We start from the raw sequence: 17,146 nt of genomic DNA, 5'->3' as shown, positions 1-17,146 counted from the left end.
CTGTGCCATAATTTTGGGCTTCGTTCAGAACCCTGCCCGGGTGGTGAAATTGGTAGACGCAGGGGACTCAAAATCCCCCACCGAAAGGTGTGCCGGTTCGATTCCGGCCCCGGGCACCACACTTTGGCTCGCCCCCAGGCTGCGCGGCACTTCGTGTCCGCTTCGCCTTCCCCCTGCCGGGGGCAACACCTGAGGCCCGGCTAAGCCGGTTCCTCGGTGTTCCTGGAATGGGCCTCTCCCACTACGACTGCCCGTTGGCCTCTATCAGGCCTGTATGCACCGTCGGGTGCGCCAGCCGCACCCGCAGTTCGCGCTTGAGCCGCGTGTTGTCCAGCCGGCGCGATTCCCCCATGAAGCTCAGCAACTGCAGCGGCAACTGCCGCTCGGCCTCGCCGCGGGCCACGCGCGGGGGGCGGGGCATGCCGTACAGGTCGGCGGCCAGGTCCATGTAGTCGCCCATCTTCAGTTCGGTGTCGTCCGACGCATGCACGATGCGCTGCGGCTTGCCGCGGAACAGCGCGGCCTCGCAGGCTCGCGCCAGGTCGTCGGCGTGGATATGGTTGGTGTAGACGTCGTCCTCGTGCCGCAGCACGGGGGTGCCGCGCTGCAGGCGGGCGCGCGGCGTGCCGTTCTCGCGGTCCGGCGCATAGATGCCGGGAATCCGCAGGATGCTGGCCCGGATGCCGGCACTGCGGCCCAGCCATCGCACGGCGCGTTCGGCGTCCACGCGGCGGTGCGAGCGGGGCGTGTCCGGCCGCACCCCGCGGGTTTCGTTCACGCGTGCGCCGCCGCAGTCGCCATAGACGCCGCTGGTAGAGCCGTAGACGAAGGTCGAAGGCACCGAGCGCAGCCGCAGCGCGCGAGCCAGCGCGGTGGTGCGCTGGTCGCGCCACCAGGCGGCGCCCCCGTCGCGGGCAGGCGGCGCCAGGTGCAGCACCCGGGTCGCGATGCCCGCCAGCCTGCGCAGGGTGGCCGCGTCGTCCAGGTTGCCCACCAGCGGGCGCACGCCGGCTGCCCGCAGGGCGGCCACCCGGTCCCTGGAGGAAGTGAGCGCCACCAGTTGCATGCGGCCCGAAAGATCGCGCGCGACACGCTGGCCGACGTCGCCGCAGCCCACGATGAGAAGGCGCTCGCGCCGGAAACGCGCCGGCAGAGCGCCGGAGGGGCTATTGATTGAAGGCAAAATCCTGTTCCTGTCCCAATTCAGTTGCTCCCGCGCTGTTTGCAGCGCCCAGGAGATTACCCCCCGAAGAATACCGATGACTGCTACCGCGCCGCATGAGGCAGGCTTTTCCATCACCGTCGAGCCCAGCGGGCGCCATTTCGTGGCGCAGGGCGATGAAACCATCCTCGCGGCCGGCATCCGGCAAGGCATCGGCCTGCCCTACGGCTGCAAGGACGGCGCCTGCGGCTCCTGCAAATGCAAGAAGCTCTCGGGCGAGGTCACGCTCGGCTCCCACCAGAGCAAGGCGCTGAGCGCCGAAGAACAGCTGGCCGGCTTCGTGCTGACCTGCTGCGCCCACGCCACCAGCGACGTGGTGCTCGAGTCGCGCCAGGTCACGGAAGCCGGCGCGCTGCCGATCCGCAAGATGCCCGTGCGGGTGATGGGGCTCACGCGCCAGTCGCACGACGTGATTCTCTTGCGCCTGCAGCTGCCGGCGGGCGAGCCGCTGCAGTTCTACGCGGGCCAGTATGTCGAATTCATCCTGCGCGACGGCGCCCGCCGGAGCTACTCGATGGCCAATGCGCCGCACACCGTCGGCGTGCCCGGCACGGGCATCGAGTTGCACCTGCGTCACCTGCCGGGCGGCAAGTTCACCGACCACGTGTTCGGCTCTATGAAGGAAAAGGAAATCCTGCGCATCGAAGGCCCCTTCGGCAGCTTCTTCCTGCGCGAAGACTCCGACAAGCCGATCATCCTGCTGGCCTCGGGCACCGGCTTCGCGCCCATCAAGGCGCTGCTGGAACACATGCAGTTCAAGGGCATCTCGCGGCCCGTGTCGCTCTACTGGGGCGGCCGCCGCCCCGAAGAACTGTACATGGACGCCTGGGTGCGCGAGCAGATGCCCAACATGCCCCAGCTGCGCTACGTGCCCGTCATCTCCAACGCCACGCCGCAGGACAACTGGACCGGCCGCACCGGCTTCGTCCACCAGGCCGTGCTGGAAGACTTCGCCGACCTGTCGGGCCACCAGGTCTATGCCTGCGGCGCGCCCATCGTGGTGGATTCGGCCAAGCGCGACTACGTGGCGCTGGCCGGGCTGCCCGAAGAAGAGTTCTTTGCAGACGCGTTCACCACCGAGGCCGACAAGGCCGTTCCCTGAAGACAACACAAGAAACATGAAGACGAGACACGTCCTTCTCACCCTCCTTGCAAGTGCCACCGCCCTGATGGGCACCGGCACGGCCATGGCGCAGCAGCAGCGCCCCATCCGCCTCGTCGTGCCCTACGCGGCCGGCGGCCCGATCGACAACACCGCGCGCATCCTGGCCGAACGCGTCAAGGACACGCTGGGCCCGGTCATCATCGACAACAAGCCCGGTGCGGGCGGCAACATCGGCGCGGACATCGTGGCGAAGGCACCGCCGGACGGCCTGACCATCGGCATCGCGGCCACCGCCACGAACGCGGTGAATCCGTGGCTCTACAACAAGATCCCGTTCAACGCCGCGACCGACTTCGCGCCCATCACCCAGATGGTCCGCGTGCCCAACGTGCTGGTGATGAACGCCGACACCGCGAAGCGCCTGAACATTAACAGCGTGGCCGACCTCATCCGCTACGCCAAGGCCAACCCCGCCAAGCTCAACTACGGCAGCGGCGGCAACGGCAGCGCGGGGCACCTGGCGGGCGAGCTGTTCAAGAAGGAAGCGGGCATCTTCGCGGTGCACATTCCGTACAACGGCGGCAGCCCGGCGCAGCTGGCGCTGATCTCGGGCCAGGTCGACTTCAACTTCGACAACCTCGCCACCGCCGCGCCGAACATCCGCTCGGGCAAGCTGAAGGCGATTGCGGTGACGACGCTGCAGCGCAGCAGCTCGCTGCCCGAGGTACCGCCCATCGCCGACACGCTCAAGGGCTTTTCCATCGACACGTGGTGGGGCCTGGTGGCACCTGCGGGCACGCCGCACGACGTGGTCGTGAAGCTGAATCAGGCGTTCGTCGCCGCGCTGAATGCGCCGGAAACGAAGACGCGCTTCGCCGGCCTGCTGGCGGAGCCGGTGGCCAGCTCGCCGGAACAGTTCGGCGCGTTCATGAAGAGCGAGCTGGCGAAGTACGAAGCCGTGGTCAAGGCGACTGGCGCCAAGGTCGACTGAAGGCGCCCCCTCGGGGGCCCTTGTTCATTCGCCCAGGTACGCGGCCCGCACGCGCGGGTCGCTCAGCAGGGCCTTGGCCTCGCCGCTCATGGTGATCAGGCCCGACTCCATCACGTAGCCGCGGTCGGCCAGCTGCAGCGCGCGGTTGGCGTTCTGCTCCACCAGCAGGATCGTGACGCCCTGCGAGGCCACGGTCTGCACCACCTCGAAGATCTTGTCGCACATGATCGGCGACAGGCCCATGGTCGGTTCGTCCAGCAGCAGCACCTTGGGGCGCGCCATGAGCGCGCGGCCCATGGCCAGCATCTGCTGCTCGCCGCCGGACATGGTGCCGGCCAGCTGGTCCTTGCGCTCGCGCAGGCGCGGGAAGGTGACGAACACGCGCTCCATGTCGCTGGCGATCTCGGCCTTGTCCTTGCGGATGTAGGCGCCGATCTGCAGGTTCTCGGTGATGGTCATGCGCGTGAACACGCCACGGCCTTCCGGCACCATCACCAGGCCCTCGGACACCAGGTCCCAGGCGCCGCGGCCCTTGATGCTGCGGCCCAGGAACTCGATGTTGCCGGCCCCGGCCGGCAGCGTGCCGGTGATCGCCTTCATGGTGGTGGTCTTGCCGGCGCCGTTGGAGCCGATCAGCGAGACCAGCTCTCCCTCGCGCACCTCGAAGTCCACGCCCTTGACGGCCTGGATGCCGCCGTAGCCCACCTTCAGGCCGCCGACCTTCAGCAGCGTCTTGCCGGCCGCCTTGGCCTGCGCGGCGCTGGCCAGGGTGTCTTGTTCGCTCGTCATCGTTGCTGTCGTCATTTCAGTGGCCTCCGGTGCCGAGGTAGGCCTCGATCACCTTCTCGTTCTTCTGCACGTCGTAGGGCGTTCCCTCGGCGATCTGCTTGCCGTAGTCCAGCACGGTGACGCGGTCGCACAGGCCCATGATGAGCTTGACGTCGTGTTCGATGATGAGGATGGTGCGGTTGTCGCGGCGGATGCGGTCGATCAGCTCGCGCAGCGCCACCTTCTCGGTGGAGTTCATGCCCGCGGCCGGCTCGTCCAGCGCGATGAGCTGCGGATCGGTGGCCAGGGCGCGCGCGATTTCCAGGCGGCGCTGGTCGCCGTAGCTCAGCGTGCGCGCCTTGTAGTCGGCGAACTTGCCGATGCCCACGTAGTCGAGCAGCTCCTGCGCGCGCTTGGCGATGGCGGCCTCCTCGGCCTTGAAGCTGCCCGTGCGCAGCATGGCGCCGAACACGCCCGAATGGGTACGGATGTGGCGCCCGACCATCACGTTCTCCAGCGCCGTCATTTCGGCGAAGAGGCGGATGTTCTGGAAGGTGCGCGCAATGCCGGCCTTGGCCACTTCGTGCACGGCCGTCGGCTGGTAGGGCTTGCCGGCGAGCTCGAAGGTGCCGCTGTCGGGCGTGTACAGGCCGGTGATCACGTTGAAGAACGTGGTCTTGCCCGCGCCGTTGGGGCCGATCAGCCCATAGACCTGGCCGCGCTTGATGGTGATGCCCACGTCCGAGAGCGCCTGCAAGCCGCCGAAGCGCTTGGAGATGCCGCGTACGTCGAGGATGGTGTCCGTGGTCGTCGTCATGTTGATTTCTCCTTCGGCGTTCACGGATTGATCGACATGGGACGCGAGGCCGCACCGGGCAGCTCGTCGGCGGGCGTATCGATGCCCGGCGCATGGGTCTGCAGCGAGCCCGGGGCCACGGCCGCATGGGTCGGGTCGACGGGGGCGCCGCCCTTCTTCGTCAGGGACTTGCCATGCTCCGGCGACGGCCACAGGCCGCGCGGGCGCACCAGCATGATGACGATCATGGCCAGCGCGATGAACAGCTGGCGCAGGATGGATGCGTCGAGGCGGCCGTCGGTGGCCGCCTGCAGCGGGCCGGCCACGTAGCGCAGCACCTCGGGCAGCGCGGCCAGCAGCACCGCGCCCAGGATCACGCCGGGAAGATGCCCGATGCCGCCGAGCACCACCATCGCCACGATCATCACCGACTCCATCAGGCTGAAGGACTCGGGCGACACGAAGCCCTGGAAGGCCGCGAACATCGCGCCCGACACGCCGCCGAAGCTCGCGCCCATGCCGAAGGCCAGCAGCTTCATGTTGCGGGTATTGATGCCCATGGCCTTGGCGGCGATCTCGTCTTCGCGGATGGCCATCCAGGCGCGGCCGATGCGCGAGGTCTGCAGGCGGTGCGAGATGATCACGGTCGCGACCACGAGCGCCAGGAACAGGTAGTAGTAAAGCGACACCGAGGAGATCGTGAAGCCGTCGAACTTCCATGCCTTGCCGAGGTCGAGGCCCCAGAACTTGATGGAGTCGATGGCCGTGATGCCCTTGGGCCCGTTGGTGATGTTGACAGGCTGGTCCAGGTTGTTCAGGAACACGCGGATGATTTCGCCGAAGCCCAGCGTGACGATGGCGAGGTAGTCGCCGCGCAGCTTGAGCGTGGGCGCGCCCAGCAGCACGCCGAGCACGGCGGCCACCACCAGCGCCAGCGGAATCACGATCAGCAGCGAGGTGTGCATGCCGTTCGGGAACATCTGCGCGAACCACGGGAAGGTCTCGGTCAGGTGAGACGAGCCCATGAGCGCGAAGAGATAGGCGCCCACCGCGAAGAAGGCCACGTAGCCCAGGTCGAGCAGGCCGGCGTAGCCGACCACGATGTTCAGGCCCAGTGCCAGCAGCACGTAGAGCAGAGCGATGTCGGCGATGCGCACCCATGCGTTGCCCTGCATCTGCAGCAGCAGCGGCAGGGCGAGCACGGCGATGGCGCCGATGACGTAGAGCGCGAGGTTCTTGCTGTTCTTCATGGCTCGCTCCTTACGCACGGTCCGCCACGCGTTCGCCGAGCAGGCCCGACGGACGCAGGGTGAGCATGACGATCAGCACGATGAACGCGAAGATGTCGCTGTAGTTGCTGCCCAGCACGCCACCGGTGATGGTGCCGATGTAGCCCGAGCCGATGGCCTCGATGAGCCCCAGCAGGATGCCGCCGACCACCGCGCCCGCGAGGTTGCCGATGCCGCCGAACACCGCCGCGGTGAAGGCCTTGAGGCCGGGCAGGAAGCCCATCGCGTGCTGCGCGATGCCGTAGTTCGACGCGTACATCACGCCCGCGATGGCCGCGAGCACGGCGCCGATGATGAAGGTGGCCGAGATGACCATGTCGGGGCGGATGCCCATGAGGGCGGCCACGCGCGGGTTCTCCGCGGTGGCGCGCATCGCGCGGCCGAGCTTGGTGTAGTTGACCAGCCACATGAGCACCACGAGCGAGAACGCCGTGACGCTGAGGATCATCACCTGCGTGGGCGAGATCACCGCGCCGCCCACGTGGATGGGGTCGGTCGGCAGCAGGTTGGGATAGGCCTTGTTGGTCGGCTTCCAGATGATCATCGCCAGCGTCTGCAGCAGGATCGACATGCCGATGGCGGTGATCAGCGGCGCGAGCTTGGGGCTGTTGCGCAGCGGCCGGTAGGCCACTTTCTCGATCACGAAATTGAGGGTTGCCGCGACGATGCAGGCAATGATCAGGGCAATGAGCAGAACCAGCCAGCCCGGTGTGTTGGGCATGCCGTCCTTCATGAGGCCGATGATGGTCCAGCTCGTCAGAGCCCCCACCATTAATACTTCTCCGTGCGCAAAGTTGATCAGATTGATGATGCCGTACACCATGGTGTAGCCCAAGGCTATCAAGGCATACATGCTGCCGAGAACCAGACCGTTGATGATCTGCTGCAGCAAAATGTCCATATCGCGTTCCCTATGTGTTGCACCGTTGCGGGGTGCCATTCACCCACCGGGGCACCGGTTTGGCGCCCCCAGCTTGATAAGCAAAAAACCAGCCAACATGTGTCGCCGGCGGATTTGTGGGCGGGATTGTAGTCACGCGCCAGCGCTGATTTGGTGCGTGTTGACCGGGGTTTACCCGCTCACCTCATGCTGTATGCGCGTGAGTACATGCACGGCTTGCGTGCATGTTGCAAGACCGTATCAGTCGTTGCCTTCAGCGTTCAGGCGACGCAGCTCCCGGAGCTTCTCGCCGATGCGGATCTCGAGTCCGCGGTCGACCGGCTCGTAGAAGACCTGGCCTTCCAGGCCGTCGGGAAGGTAGCGCTCGCCGGCGGCGAAACCGCCCTCCTCGTCGTGCGCATAGCGGTAACCCTTGCCGTAGTCGAGCTCTTTCATGAGCTTGGTGGGTGCATTGCGCAGGTGCATGGGCACCGGGCGCGTGCTGTCCTTCTTCACGAGGGCGCGCACTGCGTTGTAGGCCTTGTAGACCGCGTTCGACTTGGGCGCGATCGCGAGGTAGACCACGCACTCGGCCAGCGCCAGTTCGCCTTCGGGGGTACCCAGCCGTTCGTAGACCTCGGCCGCGTCGAGCGCGAGGCGCAGCGCGCGCGGGTCGGCCAGGCCGATGTCCTCGCTCGCCATGCGCACCAGCCGGCGAGCCATGTAGCGCGGGTCGGCGCCGCCGTCGAGCATGCGCACGAACCAGTAGAGGGCGGCATCGGGGTCGCTGCCGCGCACGGACTTGTGCAGCGCGCTGATGGTGTCGTAGAACTGCTCGCCGCCCTTGTCGTAGCGCCGCATGCGCTCGCCCAGCACACGCAGCAGCCATTCGTCGGAGATGTTCGAGAGCTTCTCGGCGCGCGCCGCTACGGCCAGTGTCTCGAGGGTGTTGAGCAGCCGGCGCGCATCGCCGTCGGCATAGGCCACGAGGCGGTCGACCGCTGCAGCGTCGATGGCGGGCACGGCCTGGATGTCCTGCGCGCGCGCCACGATCTGCTTGAGATCGCCTTCGTCGAGCGACTGCAGCACGTACACCGCGGCACGCGAGAGCAGCGCGGAGTTGACCTCGAACGACGGGTTCTCGGTGGTCGCGCCGATGAAAGTGAAAAGGCCCGACTCCACGTGCGGCAGGAACGCGTCCTGCTGGCTCTTGTTGAAGCGGTGCACTTCGTCGACGAAGACGATGGTGCGCTGCTGCGTGAGCCCGTCGCGCGCTGCGGTGGCAAGGTCCACCGCTTCGCGGATGTCCTTCACGCCGCCGAGCACCGCGCTGATGCTGAGGAACTGCGCGTCGAACGCATCGGCCATGAGCCGCGCGATGGTCGTCTTGCCGGTGCCGGGCGGTCCCCAGAGGATGCACGAGTGCGGCTGGCCCGACTCGAACGCGATGCGCAGCGACATGCCCGGCCCCAGCAGATGCTGCTGGCCGATCACTTCGCCGAGCGTGCGCGGACGCAGGCGCTCGGCGAGGGGTTGATGCGCGCTGGTGGCCAAACCCGTGGTGCGTCCTGGCTTACTGCTTGACGACGTCGGCACCGGCGGGTGCCTTGAAGTCGAACACACCGGCCGGCAGCGACGGATTCACTTCGACCTTGTTGAACTTGAGCACCGAACGCTGGCCGAAGCTGTCGAGAATCTCGAGCGCCGCGAGCGCATCGCCCTGGAAGCCCACCTGCACGCTCTGCAGCTGGCCGTCCTTGTTCTTAGGCGTGGCCTTGACCCATTGCAGGCCGTCGCGGTCGGGCATGGCCTCGAGCGTGAAATCGGCCTGCAGCGCCTTCAGGTCGGGCGCGGCGGCAATCAGCGCGGCGGGCGTGGAGCCCAATGCCTGAGCCTGTGCGCGCTGCGTGACCTGGTTCAGGTCGGCGTCGTAGAGCCACAGCGTCTTGCCGTCGGCCACGATGCTTTGCGCGAAGGGCTTCTGGTAATCGAACTTGAATTTGCCGGGGCGCTGGAATTCGAAGGTGCCGGTCGAAGTCTTGGTGCGGCCCGGCTGGCCTTCGCGCGACGGCGCGGTCACGGTCTGGGCGAAGTCGGCACGGCCGGACTTGACCGTCTTCACGAAGGTTCCGAGGCTCTCGAGCCCGCCCGCCCACGCGTTGGCGGAACACATGAGGCCGATCAATAGCCAATGACGCAATTTCAATTTGAATTCCTCGCAATAGCTTTTGGGCTGTGCCACGGAGCGTGACACTCGACTTCGACCCTAACCGCCGCGAATTGCGGCAGGTGTAGGTCTTGATGAAGATTTGCAATGCCGGATGGCTTTTTGCAAATTTCCTTTCAGCCCGTAACCTGAAATACCGGTTCGTCCCCGCGAATTATTCGGCCGCGCGCGCCGGCACCAGGATTTCCCGCTGGCCGCTGCCGCTCATGGCGCTGACCAAGCCGGCCTTTTCCATGTCCTCGACCAGGCGGGCCGCGCGGTTGTAGCCGATCTTCAGGTGCCGCTGCACGAGCGAGATACTGGCCTTGCGGTTCTTGAGCACGACTTCCACCGCCTGGTCGTACATCGGGTCTTTCTCGGCATCGCCGCCGCCGAGCATGTCGCCGTCACCGTCGCCATCGACCGTGCCGCCTTCGAGCACGCCCTCGATGTAGTCGGGCTCGCCCTGGCTCTTGAGGTAGGCCACCACGCGGTGCACTTCCTCGTCGCTCACGAAGGCGCCGTGCACGCGGATCGGCAGGCCGGTGCCGCTGGGCATGTAGAGCATGTCGCCCATGCCGAGCAGCGCTTCGGCGCCCATCTGGTCGAGGATGGTGCGGCTGTCGATCTTGCTCGACACCTGGAACGCGATGCGGGTCGGGATGTTGGCCTTGATGAGGCCGGTGATCACGTCGACGCTGGGGCGCTGCGTGGCCAGGATCAGGTGGATGCCCGCGGCGCGCGCCTTCTGCGCGAGGCGGGCGATCAGCTCTTCGATCTTCTTGCCGACCACCATCATCAGGTCGGCCAGTTCGTCGATCACCACGACGATGTGCGGTTCGCGCTTGAGCGGTTCCGGATCGTCCGGCGTCAGGCTGAAGGGGTTGTAGATGAACTCCTCGCGCGCCTTGGCTTCGTCGATCTTGGTGTTGTAGCCGGCCAGGTTGCGCACGCCCAGCTTGCTCATGAGCTTGTAGCGGCGCTCCATCTCGGCCACGCACCAGTTCAGGCCGTGGGCCGCCTGGCGCATGTCGGTGACCACGGGCGCCAGCAGGTGCGGAATGCCTTCGTAGACCGACATTTCGAGCATCTTCGGGTCGATCATGAGCAGGCGGACGTCGCGCGCCTCGGCCTTGTAGAGCAGCGAAAGGATCATTGCGTTGATACCCACCGACTTGCCCGAGCCGGTGGTACCGGCCACCAGCACGTGCGGCATCTTCGCGAGGTCGGCCACCACGGGGTTGCCGATGATGTCCTTGCCGAGGCCCATGGTGAGCATCGACTTGCCTTCGTTGTAGATCTGCGAGCCCAGGATTTCGCTGAGCTTGATCGACTGGCGCTTGGCGTTCGGCAGTTCGAGCGCCATGTAGTTCTTGCCCGGGATGGTCTCCACCACGCGGATGGACACCAGCGAGAGCGAACGCGCGAGGTCCTTCGCGAGATTGACGATCTGCGAGCCCTTGACGCCGGTGGCGGGCTCGATTTCATAGCGCGTGATGACAGGGCCCGGCGAAGCGAGCACCACGCGCACCTCGACGCCGAAGTCCTTGAGCTTCTTCTCGATCATGCGCGAGGTCATCTCGAGCGTGTCGGAAGAGACGGTTTCCTGGCGCACTTGGGCGGCATCGAGCAGGTCGACCTGCGGCAGCTTGCTGTCGGGCAGTTCCTTGAAGAGCGGCTTCTGGCGCTCCTTGACGACGCGATCGCTCTTGGGCACCTCGGTCATCGCGGGCTCGATCTGCACGGGCGGCGAAGGGACGCGGCGCTTGGGCCGCGGCTCGATGCGGATTTCGTCATCGTCGTCCGCGAAGGCCGACGACGCGGAAGACATGGACGGCTCGCCTCCCCTGATGTCCGACGCACCGCCGCCGCGCGTGAACGCGGGCTCGTCGGCCTCGGCGCGCTCGCGGGCCGCCTGCTTGCCCATGGCGATGTCGGCGGCCATCTCGCGCTTCTCGCGGCGCGACTCGAAGAGCGAATAGGCGCGTGCGCCGATGCGCTCGGCGATCAGGCTCCAAGAGAAGCGGAACACCAGCGCCGAACCGATCACGCCGCCGGCGATGGCGACCAGCGCCGAGCCGGTGAAGCCGAGCCAGCGCACGCTGGCCGGCCCCACCAGGGCACCAATCGCGCCGCCGCCGGCACCGCCCGGCAGGTGGCCTTCGAGACGGTACAGGCGCGACCATTCGAGCATCGCGCTCGCGCACAGCAGCAGCGCAAGACCGAACCAGAAGGCGAGGCGGCTGCGGTTGAAGCGGCCGCGCGGCGCCTGCTCGGCCGCCGAAGTCGGTTCGCCACCGCGCAGCCAGCTGGCCAGCGAAGACAGCCACGCGCGCAGCCCGGCCGCAAGGCACCACCACACGGAAAAGCCCGCGGCAAAGTAGCTGCCATCGGCCAGCCAGGCGCCGAAGCGGCCACCCCAGTTCTTGATTTCGCCCCCGGTGCCCGATGTCGACCACGCGGCATCGGACAGCGTGAAGCTCAGCATTGAAAGCAGCCAGAACAGCAGCGCTGCGAATCCAGCAATCAGCGTGATTTCGTGGGCGAAGCGCATGGCGCGCGTGCGCACGGGTTGCCCGTCGGCGGCAGAGGAAGATTGAAGCGTATTGAGCGAATAGGTCATGAAAAACGCGGCACCCGGTCCAGAAAATCGGGGGCCGGACACACGAACACTACAACAAAAGGCCGGAGCCGCCCGCAGCGGACCCGGCCCCGGAAGCTCAAGCCAGGGACAGGAGCCGTTCCTTGACGATCATCGACCCGTCGTCCAGGGTCTGCACGAAGCCGCGCTCCTCGAGGTCCTTCATGACGCGGCTCACCATTTCGCGCGAGGCGCCGACCATCTTGGCCAGATCCTGGCGGGAGATCTTGTCGCGCACCTTGAGGATGCCCGCGCCGTCTTCGATGGCGAACTCGAGCAGCGAGCGGGCCACGCGGCCGTACACGTCCATCAGCGCCAGCGATTCGATCTTGCGGTCGGCGTGGCGCAGGCGCTGCACGAGGCCACGCATGATGTTGTAGGCCATCGAGGAGTTATCGGGCAGGCAGCGCGCGAAGGCGTCGCGGCCCAGCATGAGCACGTCGCACTGGATCTCGGTACGCACGGTGGCCGAGTGCGGCTCGTCGTCGATCAGGCTCATCTCGCCAAGGTAGTCGCCAGGATGCAGCGTGGCCAGGATGACCTCGCGGCCGCGGCTGTCGGCGCTGGTGACGCGGGCACGCCCGGTCAGGATGATGTAGAGCGCGTCGGACTTCTTGCCCTGCTCCACGACGACTTCCGCGCGCTTGAAGCGCTTCTTGATGATCGCGTCCGCGATGCTGGCGGACTGCGTGGCCGTCAGCGACGCGAACAATGGAACGCGCCGAAGCAATTCGAGGTTGGACAGCATCGACATTTATCAATCCCTGCTACAGCGCGCGGAGCGGTCCAAAAGGCAGGCCAATGGATTACTACAATCGCGCGCATTGAAAACACCGTTCACCCGGTGTTGAACCGGGCGGTGATACTCCATATATATCGCTACCACCCTGAAAATGTACACGCTGAATCAGCGTATATCCTAGGTTTTCTACTCATGTCCGCTCCCCAACACGCCAAGGTTTTGATTCTCGGCTCCGGCCCCGCCGGCTACACCGCCGCCGTCTACGCAGCCCGCGCAAACCTGCAGCCGCTGCTCATCACGGGCATCGCCCAGGGCGGCCAGCTGATGACCACCACCGAGGTCGACAACTGGCCGGCCGACGTTCATGGCGTGCAGGGACCGGAGCTGATGCAGCGCTTCCTGGAGCATGCAGAGCGCTTCAAGACGCAGATCGTGTTCGACCACATCAACAAGGTCGACCTGAGCAAGCGCCCGTTCACGCTGACCGGCGACAGCGGCACCTACACCTGCGACTCGCTGATCATCGCCACGGGCGCTTCGGCGAAGTACCTGGGCCTCGACTCTGAACAGAAGTTCATGGGCCGCGGCGTCTCCGCATGCGCCACCTGCGACGGCTTCTTCTACCGCGAGCAGGAGGTCTGCGTGATCGGCGGCGGCAATACCGCCGTGGAAGAAGCGCTCTACCTCGCCAACATCGCCAACAAGGTGACGCTGGTGCATCGCCGCGACAAGTTCCGTGCAGAGCCCATCCTGATCGACAAGGTCAAGGAAAAGGTCGCCGAAGGCAAGATCGTGCTGAAGCTGCACAGCGAACTCGACCAGGTGCTGGGCGACGACACCGGCGTGACGGGCATCCGCATCAAGAATACGCAGACCGGCGCCACCGAGCAGATCGACCTGAAGGGCTGCTTCATCGCCATCGGGCACCATCCCAACACCGACATCTTCCAGGGCCAGCTGGAAATGAAGGACAACTACATCCTGACCCGTTCCGGCCTGCAGGGCTTTGCCACGATGACCAGCATTCCGGGCGTCTTCGCCGCCGGCGACGTGCAGGACAACGTGTATCGCCAGGCCATCACGAGCGCCGGTACCGGCTGCATGGCGGCACTCGACGCACAGCGCTTCCTGGAACAGGACGGCACGCTCTGAGAGGCGGGCCCTCCAAAAGGGCTATAATCCGAGGCTTTGCCGAAACAGGGCTCTCTCACGAGTCGCGGCAAAGTCGGGGTACCGCCACCCGTTTCTGGCGAGGTCAAGCTGCAAAACACCTGCAATCGCCACGATTGCGCCGGTGCCAGCTGTTCAAGAAAGAGTGTCCACATGGCACGCGTATGCGACGTAACGGGCAAAGGCCCGATGGTCGGAAACAACGTTTCCCACGCCAACAACAAAACCAAGCGCCGGTTCCTGCCGAACCTGCAATACCGCCGTTTCTGGGTCGAGACTGAAAACCGCTGGGTTCGCCTGCGCGTTTCGAGCGCCGCGCTGCGCCTGATCGACAAGAACGGTATCGACTCCGTGCTCGCAGACCTGCGCGCACGCGGCCAAGCTTAAGGAGCTGAATCATGGCAACGAGCAAAGGCGGACGCGAAAAGATCAAGCTGGAATCCACCGCGGGTACCGGCCACTTCTATACGACCAGCAAGAACAAGAAGACGATGCCTGAAAAGATGTCGATCATGAAGTTCGACCCCAAGGCGCGCAAGCACGTCGAATACAAGGAAATCAAGCTGAAGTAATTCAGCCCTGGTTCCCAACACAAGAACCCGCTGCTTACCCAGCGGGTTTTTTGTTGCCTGTCGAATCGCAATCGACGAACGCAAAAAGCCGACCCGGAGGTCGGCTTTTTGATTTGGAGGCGAGAGCGGTTGTTAAGCGCGCGCGGCCCGCAGACGCGTCGAGAAGTCACGCAGACCCGCAATGCCGCTGGCTTCCGCACGGTGGCACCAGGCCGCCAGATCGGCTGCCAGTTGCTCGCGCGACTGCGAAGTGTTCATCCAGAGCTGACGCAGCTCCTCGCGCATCGTGACCATCTTGTCCAGCACCGGGTGTGCGGCACGAGCCTGGGTGACATGCGTGCGGGCCGAAGCAGGCACCTTGTCGTCGTCGCGATGCAGCCAGCGCTTGGCAGCCTTGAGCACCGACAGGTCGGCACCCTTGTTCTTGAGGGCTTCCAGTTCCTGGCTGGTGGCACGGCGCATTTCGCGCGCATAGCCGGCCATGACTTCGTAGCGGTTGGCAATGACGGCTTCGAGCGTCTTCTCATTGGCCACGGGCTGGATGTCGCCCATCAGCATCTTCGGCGGCACCTTCTTGACCTTGGCCCAGCCCAGCTTCTGCAGCGCCTGGATGTAGATCCAGCCGATGTCGAACTCGTACTTCTTGACCGAGAACTTGGCCGAGGTCGGGTAGGTGTGGTGGTTGTTGTGCAGCTCTTCGCCGCCGATGATCAGGCCCCAGGGCATGATGTTGCGGCTGGCGTCGGGCGCCTCGAAGTTGCGGTAGCCCCAATAGTGGCCGATGCCGTTGATGATGCCGGCGGCGGTGATGGGAATCCACAGCATCTGGACAGCCCACACGGCCATGCCGAGCGTGCCGAACAGCGCCAGGTTCAGGATCAGCATGAGGCCCACGCCTTGCCAGCTGTAGCGCGAATACAGGTTGCGCTCGATCCAGTCATCGGGCGTGCCGTGACCGTAGCGCTCCATCGTTTCCTTGTTCCGGGATTCGGCGCGATAGAGTTCGGCGCCGCGCCAGAGCACTTCGTCGATGCCCTTGACCTGCGGGCTGTGTGGGTCGTCCTGGGTTTCGCACTTGGCGTGGTGCTTGCGGTGAATGGCAACCCATTCCTTCGTCACCATGCCGGTGCCGATCCAGAGCCAGAAACGGAAGAAGTGCGAGGGAATAGGGCCCAGATCCATGGCCCGGTGCGTTTGCGTCCGGTGCAGGAAGATGGTGACCGCGGCAATCGTGATGTGCGTGGTGACGAGCGTGTACAGCACGACTTGCCACCATGCGATGTCCCACAGGCCGTGTCCGAGCCATTCGATGGCCGCGTTCAAAACGGCGGAGTCAGGAAGCAACATTGAGTCAGGTACTCCATGGCCACACGAAGGTGCAGCCTTCAGATAACCCGCGATTTTAAAGGCGAGGGCCTAGAACAAGCCCTTTAAACCTTCAAGAAATGCGCTGATTAACCCTAGTTTGGAGTGCAATCCCTATTTGCGGTTCCATACGGCGGCAAAGAAACCGTCCGTCGAGTGGCGATGCGGCCATAGCCGCAGATAGCGCCTGCCATCCTCGCCGCCCGCGCACAGGGCCTCGAAACCCTCCACTTTGAGCCCTTGCAGCAGCTCAGCGGCGTCCACGGGCACGAAATCAGGGTTCGCGGCGCCAAAAGCCTCGGCAATGGCCTCGTTTTCCTCCGGCAGCACACTGCATGTGGCGTAAATCAGACGTCCGCCCGATTTCACCAGCCGTGCCGCGCTCTGTAGGATGGCGGCCTGCTTGACCGTCAGTTCTTCCACCGCCTTGGCCGACTGGCGCCATTTCAGGTCCGGATTGCGCCGCAGCGTGCCCAGTCCCGAGCAAGGCGCATCGACCAGGACGCGGTCGATCTTGCCCGCCAGGCGCTTGATGCGGTCGTCGCGCTCGTGGGCGATCGCAGCCGGATGCACGTTCGACAGCTTGCTGCGCGCCAGCCGTGGCTTGAGCGCGTCGAGCCGGTGGGCCGACGTGTCGAAGGCGTAGAGCCGGCCGGTGTTTCGCATCGTCGCGCCGATGGCCAGCGTCTTGCCGCCGGCGCCTGCGCAGAAATCGACCACCATTTCGCCGCGCTTGGCGTCCAGCAGCAGTGCCAGGAGTTGAGAGCCTTCGTCCTGCACCTCGATGGCGCCGCGGGCAAAGGCGTCCAGCTTGGTCAGCGCCGGCTTGCCTTCGATTCGCAAGCCCCAGGGCGAGAACGGCGTTGCTTCCGATTTGATAGCAGCCTTCGCAAGCTCGGCCTTCACGTCCGCGCGTTTATCGGTCAGCGCATTGACGCGCAGGTCGAGCGGCGCCGGCTGCTGAAGGCTCTCGACCAGCGGCCAGAAACCGTCGCCAAGCTGGGCCTTGAGCGGCGCTACCAGCCATTCCGGCAGGTTGTGGCGATGGCGCTCGAGCAGGTCGTCGGGTTTCACCGCGTCGCAGTTGTCAAGCCAGCGTTTCTCGGTGTCGTTGAGCGCGCTTTTCAGGAAATCGCGCGGGCCGTAGAAGCCGAGGATCGCCATGCGGCGCTCCTTGGAGCCGGTGCCCGAAGGCGAAAGATGGTCGAACAGAAGCTTCTTGCGAAGCACGGTGTAGACGGTTTCGGCGAGCGTCGCGCGCTCGCGCGGGCCGAACTCGCGGTGGTCGCGGAAAAACCGCGAAACGACCTGGTCGGCCGGGTGATCGAATTTCAGGACAAGGCCGACCAGATCGGCGGTGGCCTCCAACAGGGCTTTGGGGTGCATGCCCCGATTGTCT

At 65.6% G+C, this 17,146-nt stretch carries 16 protein-coding genes and 1 tRNA gene; 6 read left to right on the top strand and 11 right to left on the bottom strand.

Translation table 11 applies throughout. From position 1 onward, the window contains the following. Positions 1 to 34 precede the first annotated feature (34 nt). Positions 35 to 119, top strand: a tRNA-Leu gene (locus tag WIX39_RS10765). 122 nt (positions 120 to 241) lie between these two features. Here WIX39_RS10765 and WIX39_RS10760 read toward each other — a convergent pair. Next, entirely contained in the window at positions 242 to 1,183 is a 942-nt protein-coding gene (locus tag WIX39_RS10760) for an SDR family oxidoreductase (protein WP_081265753.1), read from the bottom strand. 76 nt (positions 1,184 to 1,259) lie between these two features. On the opposite strand from WIX39_RS10760, the gene WIX39_RS10755 reads away from it, so the two are divergent. Continuing rightward, on the top strand, positions 1,260 to 2,324 hold the full coding sequence (locus WIX39_RS10755; RefSeq protein WP_409195027.1) for a CDP-6-deoxy-delta-3,4-glucoseen reductase: 1,065 nt from the start codon (positions 1,260 to 1,262) through the stop codon (positions 2,322 to 2,324). 16 nt (positions 2,325 to 2,340) lie between these two features. Beyond that, on the top strand, positions 2,341 to 3,318 hold the full coding sequence (locus tag WIX39_RS10750; protein WP_409195026.1) for a Bug family tripartite tricarboxylate transporter substrate binding protein: 978 nt from the start codon (positions 2,341 to 2,343) through the stop codon (positions 3,316 to 3,318). A gap of 24 nt (positions 3,319 to 3,342) precedes the next feature. Here the strand turns inward: WIX39_RS10750 and WIX39_RS10745 are convergent, their stop codons facing one another. The 8 genes from WIX39_RS10745 to WIX39_RS10710 form a co-directional block, all read right to left on the bottom strand. Continuing rightward, positions 3,343 to 4,107: an ABC transporter ATP-binding protein gene (locus WIX39_RS10745; protein WP_081265852.1), complete on the bottom strand. Its 765-nt coding sequence runs from the start codon at positions 4,105 to 4,107 to the stop codon at positions 3,343 to 3,345. 16 nt (positions 4,108 to 4,123) lie between these two features. Then, the gene (locus tag WIX39_RS10740) at positions 4,124 to 4,903 is read right to left on the bottom strand and encodes an ABC transporter ATP-binding protein (protein WP_081265853.1); all 780 of its coding nucleotides are present in this window, start codon (positions 4,901 to 4,903) and stop codon (positions 4,124 to 4,126) included. A 20-nt stretch (positions 4,904 to 4,923) separates the two neighbouring features. Then, positions 4,924 to 6,132, bottom strand: coding sequence for a branched-chain amino acid ABC transporter permease (locus tag WIX39_RS10735; RefSeq protein ID WP_106935458.1), 1,209 nt, complete (start codon positions 6,130 to 6,132; stop codon positions 4,924 to 4,926). 10 nt (positions 6,133 to 6,142) lie between these two features. Next, on the bottom strand, positions 6,143 to 7,072 hold the full coding sequence (locus tag WIX39_RS10730) for a branched-chain amino acid ABC transporter permease (RefSeq protein ID WP_081265749.1): 930 nt from the start codon (positions 7,070 to 7,072) through the stop codon (positions 6,143 to 6,145). Positions 7,073 to 7,312: 240 nt separating this feature from the next. After that, positions 7,313 to 8,605 (bottom strand): replication-associated recombination protein A, encoded by a 1,293-nt coding sequence (locus tag WIX39_RS10725; RefSeq protein ID WP_081265748.1) that lies wholly within the window; start codon positions 8,603 to 8,605, stop codon positions 7,313 to 7,315. 19 nt (positions 8,606 to 8,624) lie between these two features. Continuing rightward, positions 8,625 to 9,224, bottom strand: coding sequence for an outer membrane lipoprotein chaperone LolA (gene lolA / locus WIX39_RS10720; protein WP_409195025.1), 600 nt, complete (start codon positions 9,222 to 9,224; stop codon positions 8,625 to 8,627). A gap of 208 nt (positions 9,225 to 9,432) precedes the next feature. Further along, positions 9,433 to 11,880, bottom strand: coding sequence for a DNA translocase FtsK (locus WIX39_RS10715; protein WP_106935460.1), 2,448 nt, complete (start codon positions 11,878 to 11,880; stop codon positions 9,433 to 9,435). A gap of 97 nt (positions 11,881 to 11,977) precedes the next feature. Further along, positions 11,978 to 12,652, bottom strand: coding sequence for a Crp/Fnr family transcriptional regulator (locus tag WIX39_RS10710; protein ID WP_409195024.1), 675 nt, complete (start codon positions 12,650 to 12,652; stop codon positions 11,978 to 11,980). 180 nt (positions 12,653 to 12,832) lie between these two features. On the opposite strand from WIX39_RS10710, the gene trxB reads away from it, so the two are divergent. The 3 genes from trxB to rpmG all read left to right on the top strand — a co-directional run bounded on the left by trxB (position 12,833) and on the right by rpmG (position 14,382). Then, a complete protein-coding gene (gene trxB / locus WIX39_RS10705; RefSeq protein ID WP_081265744.1) occupies positions 12,833 to 13,792 on the top strand; it encodes a thioredoxin-disulfide reductase in 960 nt (319 codons plus the stop codon). Between the two features lie 171 nt (positions 13,793 to 13,963). Beyond that, complete coding sequence (gene rpmB / locus WIX39_RS10700) at positions 13,964 to 14,197, top strand: 50S ribosomal protein L28 (protein ID WP_081265743.1); 234 nt, start codon at positions 13,964 to 13,966, stop codon at positions 14,195 to 14,197. 11 nt (positions 14,198 to 14,208) lie between these two features. After that, a complete protein-coding gene (gene rpmG / locus WIX39_RS10695; protein WP_007830291.1) occupies positions 14,209 to 14,382 on the top strand; it encodes a 50S ribosomal protein L33 in 174 nt (57 codons plus the stop codon). A 132-nt stretch (positions 14,383 to 14,514) separates the two neighbouring features. Here rpmG and WIX39_RS10690 read toward each other — a convergent pair whose 3' ends face one another. Both WIX39_RS10690 and WIX39_RS10685 read right to left on the bottom strand, forming a co-directional pair. Continuing rightward, positions 14,515 to 15,729 carry a DesA family fatty acid desaturase gene (locus WIX39_RS10690; protein WP_081265742.1) on the bottom strand — a complete coding sequence of 405 codons (1,215 nt, stop codon included), beginning with the start codon at positions 15,727 to 15,729 and terminating at the stop codon, positions 14,515 to 14,517. Positions 15,730 to 15,861: 132 nt separating this feature from the next. Further along, positions 15,862 to 17,133, bottom strand: coding sequence for an RsmB/NOP family class I SAM-dependent RNA methyltransferase (locus WIX39_RS10685; RefSeq protein WP_106935461.1), 1,272 nt, complete (start codon positions 17,131 to 17,133; stop codon positions 15,862 to 15,864). Positions 17,134 to 17,146 lie beyond the last annotated feature (13 nt).

Origin of the sequence: Variovorax sp. AB1(2024) (assembly GCF_037482385.2) — a bacterium.
Taxonomy (GTDB): Bacteria; Pseudomonadota; Gammaproteobacteria; order Burkholderiales; family Burkholderiaceae_C; genus Variovorax.
This window is presented reverse-complemented; position numbering and strand designations above follow the sequence as displayed.